The 14,207-nt window shown below is 35.8% G+C and carries 8 protein-coding genes; 5 read left to right on the top strand and 3 right to left on the bottom strand.

Translation table 11 applies throughout. The features are described 5' to 3' along the window. Positions 1-25: 25 nt before the first annotated feature. Positions 26-1,921, bottom strand: a complete 1,896-nt coding sequence (locus AC27H3_RS08980; protein ID WP_487105493.1) for an NAD-binding protein — start codon at positions 1,919-1,921, stop codon at positions 26-28. Positions 1,922-1,986: 65 nt separating this feature from the next. Then, the gene (locus tag AC27H3_RS08975; protein ID WP_487105491.1) at positions 1,987-5,457 is read right to left on the bottom strand and encodes a TIR domain-containing protein; all 3,471 of its coding nucleotides are present in this window, start codon (positions 5,455-5,457) and stop codon (positions 1,987-1,989) included. Positions 5,458-6,068: 611 nt separating this feature from the next. On the opposite strand from AC27H3_RS08975, the gene AC27H3_RS08970 reads away from it, so the two are divergent. The 5 genes from AC27H3_RS08970 (at position 6,069) to AC27H3_RS08950 (ending at position 10,726) form a co-directional block, all read left to right on the top strand. Next, a complete protein-coding gene (locus tag AC27H3_RS08970) occupies positions 6,069-7,280 on the top strand; it encodes an HD domain-containing protein (RefSeq protein ID WP_487105489.1) in 1,212 nt (403 codons plus the stop codon). Between the two features lie 189 nt (positions 7,281-7,469). Beyond that, positions 7,470-8,084, top strand: coding sequence for a hypothetical protein (locus AC27H3_RS08965; RefSeq protein WP_487105487.1), 615 nt, complete (start codon positions 7,470-7,472; stop codon positions 8,082-8,084). 23 nt (positions 8,085-8,107) lie between these two features. Further along, complete coding sequence (locus AC27H3_RS08960) at positions 8,108-8,635, top strand: alpha/beta hydrolase (protein WP_487105485.1); 528 nt, start codon at positions 8,108-8,110, stop codon at positions 8,633-8,635. Continuing rightward, entirely contained in the window at positions 8,632-9,834 is a 1,203-nt protein-coding gene (locus AC27H3_RS08955; RefSeq protein ID WP_487105483.1) for a tetratricopeptide repeat protein, read from the top strand. Before AC27H3_RS08960 ends, AC27H3_RS08955 begins: the two co-directional genes overlap by 4 nt. A 190-nt stretch (positions 9,835-10,024) precedes the next feature. Continuing rightward, positions 10,025-10,726 carry a YceH family protein gene (locus tag AC27H3_RS08950; protein WP_487105482.1) on the top strand — a complete coding sequence of 234 codons (702 nt, stop codon included), beginning with the start codon at positions 10,025-10,027 and terminating at the stop codon, positions 10,724-10,726. Between the two features lie 41 nt (positions 10,727-10,767). Here AC27H3_RS08950 and AC27H3_RS08945 read toward each other — a convergent pair whose 3' ends face one another. Continuing rightward, the gene (locus AC27H3_RS08945; RefSeq protein ID WP_487105480.1) at positions 10,768-14,199 is read right to left on the bottom strand and encodes a DUF3427 domain-containing protein; all 3,432 of its coding nucleotides are present in this window, start codon (positions 14,197-14,199) and stop codon (positions 10,768-10,770) included. Positions 14,200-14,207 lie beyond the last annotated feature (8 nt).

Here is a 14,207-nt window from a genome sequence, read left to right as displayed (position 1 = left end):
TCTCTCAAAGCAATAAACTAATCGATTATTCGTGTTCAATTAAAGCTAATGACTCAGCAATATGATAAATATTTTTATAATCATACTTGATGGTATCAGGCCTTTTTTCTTCTAAATCTGACCAACTTAATAAGCAATCGTGGGTTTTCATTGCTTCGTTTTTTGATTCTCCATATCGCCAATTATTGACAATATGAAATGCATTCCATCTATTATGTTCAGTTTTTGCTAGCGCATGAATTCGATGTGTGAGTTGCTCATTATTGAGTCCCGTTTGCTTTTTAATAAATTTCATCCAGCGCTGAATTAAAGCCATGTTTAGATCTGAAAATTCATTTAAATACGGCAAATAGTCCAAAGCTTCTTGTTTTGTCGCATCTGAATTATCAAAGGTAATCGTAGGTATTGAACCACCTAAAACTAATAGTTTCATGGGAAAATGACGTTTTTCAGTAAAGTTTGATTTACGCTTAAAAAGAGGTTGGTTAACCCAATGTAACCACTGAGTTGAGTCCACTGTATCTTGGTCGTGTTTTTCTATTAGCACGGATAATGCTTCAGGCGTTAAAGCACTTAAGCCGAGTTCTGTTTTTGCATAAGTGTTGTGGCTTCGCTGCGCAAGTACTTCGCTGTTGCTATCTAATAATTGATTGAAACTTAATACTTTCTTTAAGGCGCCGAATGATTTGATTTGTTGGTGCTCTATATTATGATTTAAGGCGTTGTAATAATGAAATGTGGTTGTGTTATCCGTTGTTTTTAACTGCGCCAAGGTGCACATATCATAAAAGCGCAATATGCTTTTTAAGGCGATATTTTCATCTTCATCACAAACAATAATATGATTAAAATTAGACGGATTTTGAAGCTGCTGTACAGAGCCTAAAAAAGTAATATCCCATAAATCTAAGCCTTTTCCATTACAATGTTCAAACACTTGATGATGAGTAATAAAAAAGTCATGGGGTTGAGTTGTTAAGACAGTAATCTCGACTTTTTTATGATTGCAAAAGTGAGCCAAAAGTAAAAGCTCTCTGAGAATAGACTCTCCTATTTCACCAAAACCTGAAATAAGCACACTTACTGGTGCGCTAGTATTAGAGCTCGTATCTGTGTTTTCTCCTAATCCCATAGACTGCACTAAGTCGATAGCTATTTTTTCGCTTAAGTTAAATATGTTAATTAACAAGCCCGTAGATTGTTTTTTAATATTCTCAATTGAATAAAAAGCGCTAGGTTCAAAGAGTTTGTAGCTCATTACATTGTCTATTCCAATATGACAATGAAGCTCAGGTTTATAAGGTGATTCGACTAACGTTTTTAAAATAGCTAAATTAGTTAAGTCACACCCTGTTATAGCGACCATTGCTTTTGCTTTTAAAATAGCTGCTTTTAATTGAATAGCCATATCTGAAGCATCGCCCAGTATCAGAGTAACTTTTTTCTGTTTATACTGAGTAATTAATGGATTGTTATGATTTTTCTCTACGATAACGACTTTTTCTTTTTTATTGAGTAAATCATCAATTAAATAGGCGCTCTCGCTATTTAAGCCGAAAATAATGTAATGATTTTTGTAATACTTAACTAATATGTTGCTTTTAAACCAGCTACCAGCGGCAAAAAAGGTTGCAAATGCAATGGAGAAAAACACAGTGCAAACCGCAGAAAGCCTTGCTGCTGAAATTGCCCAATGTTTTAGTGCTTCATCGGCAGGGGAAGAAATTAAAGAAAATAATTTAAATGTGCTGTAAAAAACATCAAACCAACGGGTTAATTCTGGGTGAGAGATATTGTTTTTAACAACATATACCGAGCTAAAACCATAAATTCCTAAGGTAATCGTAGCGACCACAAAAAATGCTAAAATGATAATGCCTCTAATAGTTAGTGGGGCAGATACATTTCTATTCGCTTTCATTAAAACTTCCTTTATTAATAACGTTTGTAATATTCAATTTTTATATCAACATAGTTAAACAGAATTTATTCATTGCTAAAGTGCGCGCAACCTCTAACTTTCCATTGCTGCGCTGATAATGCGGGTAAAAAGAATGCTCTTCTTTCTGCTGGCGTTAGGCAGCTTCTATTTATTGGTAAGCTGTTAATTGCTTGTTGTTCATAGTCTTTAATACTAACCATTTTTTTATCAGTTTTTTTCAGCATTTTTTGGAAAATGGGGGTGACTTTTGCGGTGGGAAAGCGAGCGTCAGAGCTTAAATACTCTGTAGTAACAATACTCTTGCTATCATTTGAAAATTTAGAAGGTAAATCTTTAGTCACTTGTGAAAAAGTCTCAATTTTCTCCATGGTATTTACATCCCATAAAACGCTGGTATTACGATCGGAATTAGCAGCGCTAGATGTTGTTAATGAATATTGATGATCATTGGAAATGCTAACATCTACCAGAAAAACACTATCTAATGAATGCTTTTTTAACATACTTGGTTGTGCGTCTTTAAATTTCCAAACAGCGACAGAGTTACCATCTATAAAAATTGCACCATTACCGTCTGGATGGAAAATAAAATCTCTTATCCAGTGTCCATCCGAATAGAAAAGGGTCGATAAATTTTCAACAAAATCAGCAGAGAATAAGCTTAATTTCTTAGTATCATGTTGCACTAATATTTTGTCGTCAAAAGGGCTGAAAATAGCTATTTTGGGGTTTACTAAATCAGGATATGTTGCCTCGCGCTTACCGGAAATAAGGTCAAATAATATAACCTCCGAAGGTAAGTTTTGTTTCTTAAGGTCTGAAGAAAAATAGTCAAAGGTTGAGACTAACAATACCTTTTTGCCTGCTTGGTTAAACTCATAAGAGGGTATTAAATTATTTCTAGCTATACTTTTAGTCACCCCTGTTAGTAAGTTTCTATGTTGTAACACTTCGTTTTTAAATGCCTGTTGTTCTTGCGGTTTTTTAAGTACGTAAATTATGCTATCGCCATCAGGTGAGAATTTAATATCGCGATAGAGTTTTCCTTCAAATATAAATTCATCAAGCTTTTCTCCTGTTTGTAAATCATAAACCAATGCTTCACTTTCGAATAAATTGTTAACTTCTCTGGTAATTAACAGTTTATTCTGCTTCGGAAAAATATAACTTTGTAGCGTGTTTTTACCAAAATCAAATTCGTGTATTACGGTATTTTTTTTAATATCCCATATAAAATGTTTACCATTACGTTGACTAACAACGACAAATTCATTATCAAAACTGTAATGTATATTCTTGATAAAGTAAGACTCTTTTTTCAAAAATAATGGACTGTTTACCTTACTCGTTAGTGACCACGATACTATTTTCTCGCCAAAGACGGTAAAAAAATTACCCTCGATAATTGCAGAAAATATGTCAATTAAGTTTGTTGCTTCCAAGCTATGATCTATAACTTTAACCAGTTCATGTGATTGAGCTGACCAGAGTATGCTTTTTTTGTTGTTGACAGACGAAGCTAAAACCAAGTCGCTGCCAGGGCTATAGCTGGCATAAGAAAGGTGGCTTTCGTTAAGTTGATAACGGTGCAAAATTTCTCCAGTTGCTATCGACCACTCTAAAGCTTGATTACTATAAGCTGATAGCGTTAGCAGTTTTTTGTTATCTGCACTGAACTGAGCACTTAACAACTTAGACGATTTTTCAGATATTTTAATAGTTTGGAGTATTTCTCCTGTGTTCGCTGACCATATCGCAACTTTACTTCTTCCTATTTCACTAAATATCATTTCTCCGTTTGGACTAAAGTGTGCTTTTAAAGTGCCACGGTTACGCTTAGTATTAATGTCAGAAAAATCATTAATAAATTTATGCTGAATGAGTTTACCGGTCTCTAATGACCATACATAAGTGCCGTGATTTACTGCCACGCTGAGTATTTTTGTTCCATCAGGGCTGAAAATAGGCTTAATAGGAATAACATTTTTTATGCTGATAGTGGTGGTTTTTTCTGCGCTCTCAGCGTCAAATACATCTATATAGCTAGTAACGGCGCTCTCAGCTTTGCTTTTGTTAGTTTGTAACCATTTGGGAATTGTTTTTTCGGGCATTACTGAGGTAATAGCCAGCAAATTTTTAACGGGATGAAACGCAACGCGACCTAATTGCCTATCAGGGTAATCAAACTGTTGTACTTGTTCTCCTGTTAATACTGACCAAACGTCTACTGCCTTTGCACTTGTGAAAATAAAGCGACTATCGTAACTAAAGTCAAAATTTAATATTCTTGATTCAGCGGTGATTTTTGTTACAGGCTGGCCATCATCAAGTGACCATATAGTTAATGTTTGATTATCTACCATCGCAACATAGCGACCGGTCTTGTCAAACTTTACTGACTGTCTCGACAGTGGGTACTTGGAATTAATATTCATAAGCCGACTGATTTTTTCTAAGGGCTCATGGAAAGACAACTCTATGCCTTTGAGCAAAGGCCTATCACCGCCATACAGGCCAGGAATAGCATTTAACGATAATAGCAACGCTGTGTCATATTCACCTTTCTCGCTTTGGTTTTTCGACATTTGAGTGAGAAATTCACTCTGTAAAATCAGTGCACCATTTTTTTCTTTTATAGCAAGTTGTTGTTGAAAAATTGCCTCCTCTTTCTGAAAATAAGCAAACACACCAGCCCCAACAGCCAAAATAGCTAATATTGCAACAGCGGCTAACCAACGTCGCAGTTTTTTTGCTTTTAAGCGCTCTTGCTCTAATTGATATTCTTTATCACGTTGGGTAAGTTCACCTAAAGGAACACCTAAAATTCCGGCGATGATTTTAAGCAACATTAAATGCAGTTGTTGTTGATAGGCATTTACCTTTGCAGCGATTGACTTTTTATCAAGCTGTGTGCTGTTTTTTAGATGTTCGCGATAAGCGGCCGGCGTAGTAAAGCCTTGCTCGGGTTTACCATTATTATTTATTCTAAAATCTGCTGCTATTGGCTCCGCGTGCTTATCAGTAGCATTACCTTCTTGATCATATTCGTACTGTAAAGGAATTGGAAAACACTCATCTGCTTTAGTAAAGCCTAACTTTTGTTTACCTTCGTCCCAACTGGTATTGGGCTCTCCGTCTATCATGGCAGCAATGATGTGCTGAGAGTTGCCTAATTTTTTGAAATAATCTATTTCGTCGGCAACATACGTTGATGCGACAGCTCTAGGTGAGCATAAAACAATTAATAAGTTTGTTTGCTCTAATGCACTAACAATTGATGTACCTAAATCGGCATGCGCAGGCAGTTCTTGCTCGTCTCTAAATACGGGATAAATACGAGGGGGAATAGTATCTCCTCGGCTATTTTTCTGCCCGACTAAATCATTCGGCACTTCATAAGTTTCAATGGCTTGATGTAACCATGTGGCCCATTTTCTACCTTGTGTTTTATTATCTGCATGGCGGTATGAGATAAACGCGTGGTATTTGAAAGATGAATTTTTACTGTTTGCCATTGAAAAGCCTGTTGTCGTTATTTGAGGTTCATTATTTTTAGGAAGGGAGGAGTGCTTATTTGCATGTAAAACTTTATTTTTTGCCCACGAGGGAAAATGGCCAGTAAAAGCACGTTAATAGCTAAAGAAACTCTCTCACTAATTTCAGCTTTAAATATGACTACGGCATCTGTAAAACAGCATAAATTAGTGCTATTAAAACAATTATTTTGCACTAATCTGCAACTAAAGAAGCCCATACTTAATTTTACTTTCACTTTACTCCACAGCTTGCATATTTTATTTTAATTCTGTACAACCTTAGCACAACTGATTGATTTATCACCATGATTTTTTAATTGGTCCGTTATATTCGGCGTAAATTTTTATAGCTTTGTTGTGGTTAATACTGCTGTAAACCGTTTTATAACACTTAGCGAACTTGGCTTATTTGTTCATTGTAAAAGCGAGTTATTTTTCAATATGCGTATTCGCTATTATGATGCACAAACAATTACTGTTAGCTTTTATAACCAGTTAAAAATGATTAGCTATGGCATGTGGGCTTGCCTTTGATTCGTTTTCTTTGTCTAAACGGTATACATAAAAACTTAACCAGTGTGATTAAACATATGAATATACATTTATTTACTGAAAGCAAACCACCAGAGTCATATAACCAAACCTATTGGCTATGCTTAAAGCAACGTATGGCTTGGCTATTGCAGAATTGGTTAAATAAAAGCGGCGATCCGTATTTATATTTTGATCGGTTAAAAACGCCATTATTTATAAGTGATGAAGTAGCGTTTAATTCGCTTTTTTCGGGAGAGTTTTATCATCAAGAGCAATTCGTTAGTCGCTTTATTGATGATTGTTATTGGATTATTTGGCGAGCTACACGAGGCGATACCACTTACTTTTTTTTCTTGCGTGCAGAAAATTTTTATAAAGGTAGTATGTTAGACCAATATACTTTCCCTTATCAGTTTGATAAAACTCAATTGATTGCACAACGTGAGCAAGTAGAAAACTTGTTAATCGAGTTAGACCAATATGGTGCAAAAAGCCAGTCATTATTGCCCTTTCAAAAGCCAAATAATAGTGCTGATAGTTCAGCTGTATACGCTCAACTCTCAGAAAATAAACCGTCAGATATACCTCAATGTAATCAGTATGAAAGCAGGTTTTTAGCATTACACCGTGACAAGTTAATTTATCAACTGCCTCTAATTGAATTAAATAAACAATTAATTTATCTGAGCAAAATAGATAATGGACAATGGCAACAAGATACCTGCATAAAAGCGTGGAATTTTGCTAGCAAAGCACATTGTAAACAGTTTATACCTGGTAGCGATGTTCCATATATCAACCATGTTGGCCTAGTTGCCATGGAGGTTATATCCGCACTTGCACAGCCGCAAATAGATAAAATGTTACATTACCAACCGATTAAGTTTCAAAACCTTGCAGTGGTATGCGCGTTATTACACGATACAATTGAAGACACTGCAGTTACATTTGAAGATATTGAAACTGCATTTAATCAATATGTTGCTGCAGGTGTTTTAGCGTTAACCAAAAACACTAATTTAGCCACTAAGCGAGATCAAATGATCGATAGCTTAGCGCGTATAAAAGCGCAACCTTTAGAAATAAGCATGGTAAAAATGGCTGATAGAATAACTAACTTACAGCCACCGCCAGCTCACTGGACAAAAGATAAAATAAGGAATTATCGTGACGAGGCGCAATTGATTCTTGAAACGTTAGGTACGAAAAATGAATATTTAGCACAGCGGCTAAAAGAAAAAATTGATAACTATCAACAGTATTGTTAAATAAGATCGCCTTACATCAACCAGGTAATTGAGGTATTCAGTTTTCACAAAGGGTTTTTCTGTTGATCATTATATTAGGGAGGTATTAGTGCAAATTGAACGAAAAAATAGCTTGCTAGCACATGATTTGAACAACCTGGTTTTAAATAAACAGCCAAAAAATAAACAGCATTTAATGCCCAATAGCAAATGAACAAACCAGTAAATAAAGACAAAATAAAAATAAGTGCAAAGCGAAAAGCTAAGCTGATAGGGAAAATATCTTACATATCACCTTGTACGCAAGCTGATATAAATTACTGGTATCGACGCAATACACTGGTATTTTCTACTTTACTCGTCGTCTTTATATGGTTAATTTATGCCGCCTTAAGTCGAGAGACAGAGTTTCAGCGTTTTAATCAATTAAGTCTTATGTGGACTGATAATTTAAATGCATTTGATTTAATTGCATTTATAGCGAATTATTTTGTAGCAGAACTGATTTTGTGCTTTTTTACTTACTTCTTTATTAAAAACTTATTTGCTCAATGCCCAATCAAAATTGTTGGTGAAAAAGGTTTTGCTTTTGTTGGCGTAAAACGAAACTATACCGTTACATCTGCAAATATCGCATTGTTTTCATCAGTTAAAAGAATGACGATAACCATTCCTCGAGGGGGTATTGGCAAACACTATAAATGGTATGGCGATAGTCGGTTGAGTGTGTTTGATTACGCCTACCACCCTTTTTTGGAAAGTACTCATTTTATTCACGCAGTGCTTGAAAGTTGGCATAAACATCGAATGTTAAAATCGCTTTAAGTGGCAATGAAAACGGAGTAAACATGAAAGTTATATTTTCACATGGCAAAGAAAGTGGCCCATGGGGCAGTAAAATAACCCAACTTGCAAACATAGCCAAAGCGGCAGGTTTTAGTGTCGATAGTCTTGACTACAGCAATATAGTAAGCCCCGATGAGCGGGTGACAAAGTTGAATACTTATTTAGCAAGCGAGCTTGAACCTTATATTTTAGTCGGCTCAAGCATGGGCGGTTACGTTTCATTAGTCGCATCATTAAGTAACCAGCCTCTGGGCGTATTTTTATTAGCGCCAGCTTTGTATATGCAGGGTTATCAGCAGCAAAGTTATAATACTACACTCAACAATATTGAGATTGTACATGGTTGGTCTGACGATATTGTGCCCGTAGCTAGCTCTATAAAATATGCTCAGCAAGCGCAGTGTACCTTGCATCTTATTGATGGCGATCACCGTTTAAACTCATCAATTACACAAGTTATCGCGTTATTTGAATCGTTTTTACTCACCACTAAAACTAACGCTCAGCAAGTGAGCGTAGCAGTTCAATGAAGTGGTTATATGTTGTTATCTTAATTTTTACCTTAGCGCTTTGTGCAGCAGTAAACTCAGCAGAGCCAGACAGTGGCATCGATAAAGCGCAATGGCAACAGGCACGTGAATACTTTAGTCAGCAAGGCTCTACATTAGAAAACAAACTTTTTAGCGGTTACTCTACAGCTAAGCAAGCATTGCTGTTAGGCAGTACTTTATGGCTGAATGATGAAACGTTAACTCAGAAAAATATTACTCAAAAAAACACTAACCATAAAAACGAAACGCAAAAAACATTAGCCCAACGCCTACTTATTCAGGCGGCTAGCCAAGCTGATATGTTGAATAAATTTGACCAGGGATATTTATATAACTTGTTAGCAAGCACATATCAACGTGAAAATAACACCATAACTGCAGCGCATTACTTTAACCTAAGTATTGATGTTGAATACCCCGATGCATGTAATAACCTAGGGGTAATGTGGGAGCAACAAAACAACTTTAAACAAGCAAAAGAAACTTATATACGCTGCCTAGCACTTAGCAAGGTATTTGCCACGCCGCTACTTTATTTAAACCTAGGGACTATTTACTATAATGGTGCCGGAACGGTAAACAAAAATAAGCTTCTAGGTGCTAGTTATTGGCAAAAATCTTATGACTTATTTCCATTTGATGCCGATACTAATTACAACCTCGGAATTTATCACCTGAATGAGACTAAGCGTTACGCTAAAGCGCGCTATTATTTTGCTTATTGCGCTTTTAGCGACCCAGACTGTGCGCAAATTATCGCTAATAATGCATTTATTGGCCATTATGCTGATAAGGTATACCTACAAGAGGTACTAGCATTGTCAGCGCCATATCAGCGTGAAAATTTACTAAGTGATAGGTTAAAATATGCTTTCAACGAGGCAATATATTTTGATGAGTTAACCAAAAATAACTTAAGGTTTACCATTGAAACGTCAGGTAATAATCAAGTGAACTCTGTGGCCGTAAGGTTCACACAGTCAGAAGCTGAGCGCGCAACTCTTATGCTAAATCGTTTAATTTATCTCGATATGTTTACTGGTTTAAACTTGCCGATGTTAAAACTAAAGTCAGCGATATCAAAACATAAAAGTGCTACGTTTGAATACTTAAAACAACGACACCGTTTAACTTACACAGAAGGTATATTTGTTTATAGTATTGAGTTAAATAACTAAGTGTGAGTGCTTTTGATATTTGCGCGGGGTGATTAACTTACCAACCACGACAAAAAACAGTTAGCACCTAAACTGCTATGCCGACGTTATTTATCTTAATTTATCCTGTGATTAGTGTTTGCTGAGTTAAATTAACAGTACAAGTAAAGTAAAAAATTAGATTGATATTTTCAATAAGGATGCCTTCAAAATGATCACATTATCCGCCCAGCAATGCCGCGTTATTGGCGTAATGCTAGAAAAAGAAACCACCACACCTGAGCAATATCCACTGTCGGTAAATGCTATAACCGCTGGCTGTAATCAAAAAAGTAACCGCGAACCTGTTATGTCGCTTAGTGAAAATGATTGGCAAAACACGGTAGATGAACTGGTACAAATGAATCAGCTGATGGTTGACCAAAAAGCCTCAAGCCGAGTAAATAAATACTTTCATCGCTTTTGTAACACCGAATTTGGCAATCTACAATTTACAGCACAGCAACGCGCGATTATTTGCGTGTTATTTTTAAGAGGCCCACAAACGCCAGGAGAGTTAAGAACCCGTACCAATCGCTTAGCTGACTTTACCGATGTAAATGAAGTAGAAGTAGTATTACAACAACTGCAAAACCTAAATAACCAAACCTTAGTGCAGAAGCTTGAGCGCGAACCCGGTAAACGCGAATCTCGCTATCTACATTTATTTTCAGATCTTGATGAAAACCACTCAGCAGCGCCCAACACCAGTGCGCTATCTGGTGATGCAGAGCATGAAAGCGGCAGTACAAACATATCCACACCTTCAGAAGGTGAGCACCTACTTACCCAAAGAGTGAATGCTTTAGAGCAGCAAGTCGCGACATTAACAGAGCAGGTCACTTGTTTGACTGAGTTGCTTGAGGATAAGTGATGGTTGTTTGATAGTTGTGGTGAATTTATTTTAATCCGTACTTATTCTTCTAGTACGGTTACAAACTCACCGACAATTCGCATATTTTCACAATCTTCTTCGTGAAGGACAATATCTTCAAATTGTGGGTCTGTGGAATTGGGCTTCAGTAAAATAACAGAATGTTCCCACTGTTCATCATCCGTGTATCTCTTTTCACTAGCATAGGTTTTAATTGTGAAGGATGAATTATAATCCTGGTCATTTTTACCATAGTTTTCAATAAGTACAATTTTACCATTTCGTGAACCGCCAAGTGGCTCTTTGAATATGCATATAGAGTTATTTTGAATTCTGCGATTCATAGACTCACCAATAACCCGACAAGCAAAGTATTTTTGGTTTGCTGAGTATTGTGAAGGTACGCCAATCATATTGTAATCTTTGTTTTCTTGCATCTCACTAAAAGAGCCAGCAGCAGCATAGAAGTCGTAAAAGGGTATTTGGTTTTGCTCTTTTTCGTCTGTAATAATTTCAACAAAAGTTGATGGGACAACCTCTAGCTTTGGAGTGTTGTTAATTGTGACGATTTCTTTTGCACGAAGGTATCGATACATATCGTCTGAAACAGGTGTTAATAGGTTGAAAATTAGTCTGACTACTGATATTTGTTTCCCATTACCTGAGCTCATTGAGGTTTGTTCAACTTTATTTTGGTCTGGTTTTACATCACCCATATAGTAGAATTCAATACCTTCATCATTACTCTTTTTTATGAACAGTGGCAGTCTAATATCCCCATATTTTCCCAATATTGATTGCACGTCTTTACTGGCTAATTTTCGATTAGACTTTGACATCCATGAAAACTCTTGATTATTAATAAACTCATCTTCATATTTAATTGAGTCTGAAATTTCTTCATCTTTATGGTAGTTAACAAAGATGGGACAATGGGTATTGTCAGAATTGACAATATAGCCACCGACATTTTGAGCCACTGGGTTTGTATTTACATTTAAAATTCTGAAAACATCTTTTCTAGAATACTTTTCATATAAAGAAAAGCCATCTCGCCAGTTTTTCGGTTTATACACTTTATTAAATTTATGTAACGAATAATCAATAGAGTCTTGTAAAAACTGTTTAAATAATGCCGGTTTAAGAAGATCTGTGAACTCTTTGGTTAACTGAAAAACATCGTCATTAAGTGCTAAAATATTTAATCCGTATATTTCATTAAGCGTGAGTAATTTACCCGAGCTCTTTTCACGAATGAATTTAAAATTAAGGTTATTTAGACACGACTCTATTGTCTGATCTGAAACGTCATAGTGATATTTTTCAACTACAATAGCTTTGAGGTGTGAAACTGTACAAGTATTCCTCTGTAGTAATTCATTAAGCAATATACTTTCTTCAATTCTTTTCGCGTTATTGATCTCATTAGAAAAAAATTCAAGCAATTTTACCGACTTTTCAGAAAGCGTATGAGTAAAATCTTTTTCAATTTTACACACAAAATTAAAAAACGACTTTGAGTAATCTATGTACAAAAAAGGGTCTCGTGAACCATGCTCGATAAAATCCATCATCAAAGGAGTCCGCCCGAGCTTATACTTTAAAAGGTAGTAGTCTTTCTTCAAATCTGTGAGCATCTTCATATTGGCGGAGTCAATTGATGCAAAAATTCGCTCTTTAGTAATCGCATCGAAATTTATTGTCGAGCTACCTGGAATCAGCTGACTACCGCTTGATATTGTTCTACGCAGTGAGTCTTTGTTATATGAAGTGTCACCATAAAGCGCAATTGGGATGAGGTAATTGTTACTATGATTACCGATGAAATCAATAACCGTAAGGTAGCCTTTACCATCTACTTTACGCAGGCCTCGTCCTAGCTGCTGTACAAATATGATCGCAGAGTCTGTAGGGCGAATCATTATAATCTGATTCACTTTCGGAATATCAATTCCTTCATTAAAAATATCAACGGTAAAAATATAATCTAATTTTTCTGCTAAGTTATCAGACTCTAATAATTCAATGGCATGATTTCTTTCATTTTCAGAGCTATCCCCTGATAGTGCTAAAGAGCGAAAACCATTCTTATTAAACATCTCTGCTAATTTTTTTGATTCTTCATTGCGTGAACAAAAAACCAGGCCTCGAGTAATACCGTTATCAGAGCCGTAAAAGCGGGCATGTTTAATAATATTAGTTACTCTTTCATCTGATGAAAGAAATGAAAAATCTCTAATATCATCTTGCACAATATCATCAATAATCAGATCAGTAACCCCGTAATAGTGAAAGTTACTTAACATCTCCTCTTCCATCGCTCTGTTTAAACGAATCTCATAAGCAATATTATGGTCAAATAGGCTAAATATATCCTCACCATCAGTTCTTTCTGGCGTAGCGGTCATTCCTAACAAAAAGCGAGGTGTAAAATGTGCAATAAGCCTTTTATATGAGTCTGCACCTGAGCGGTGTGATTCATCAATTACGATGTAGTCGAAATAGTTTTTATCAAATTGCTCTAAGTGGTTTTGTTTTGCGATGGTTTGAACAGTGGCAAATAGAAAGTCTTTATCTAGCTCTTGTTTAGAGCCAGAATATTCACCCATTGTTTTATTAGCGCCAAAAACACTTTGGAACGTTTCCATTGCTTTTAATGCGATGGTCCTTCTATGCACGACAAACAATAACCGCTTGGATTGAAATTGTTCAGCATCGAATGCTGATAGATAGGTTTTACCGGTACCTGTAGCTGATATGAGTAGCGCTTTTGTAGCGTCCCTTTTTCTTAACGCTTTGATATTCTCTAGCGCTTCTCTCTGCATCGAATTTGGCGTTATTTCAGGTTGAATAAATGCTTGTTTATTTGTTTTAGAAATAATATTTTGTTTATTATAAATATCTTCATAAGAATCGATAAACGAATTGGTAACAGGGGTGCCACTTTGAAAGTCAGCATCAAATTCAGCAATGACCTTTGCAACAATGCAGCTAGAGTGAAGTGCTGATACCTTCAGGTTCCACTCTTTATTTGTAGCTAGTGCTGCTGCCGTGAGGTTGCTACTACCTATAATGAGATTATGATATTCCGCTTTCTTAAATAAATACCCTTTTGAGTGGGAATTTTCTTTGGTTGCTATACGCAGCTCAATATTAGTGAATTTGAGAAGTTTTCTAAGGGCTTCAGGTTGAGTAAAGTTTAAATACTGCGAAACAACAATTTTGCCTTTAACACCTTTTGCTTCAAGCTCTTTCAAAGGATTCATTAAAGTCGCAACACCACTTGTGGTTACAAATGCGACTGAAATATAGAATTCATCACAATATCGTAACTCTTCAAGAATGGTAGAGAGTACTTTTTGCGGTGGATTTTTTTTATTGACCAATAATTTTGGTTGATACAGCATTTCAGAAGCTGATTCTTTGTCAATAAAACCAGTCTGTAAGCTTTTATTCAGTTCATCTAATATCATAGTATTTT

The sequence above is a fragment of the Colwellia sp. NW0002-52-1 genome, from assembly GCF_057550865.1.
Note: the sequence above shows the minus strand (reverse complement) of the source record. Positions and strands in the feature narration are given on the sequence as shown.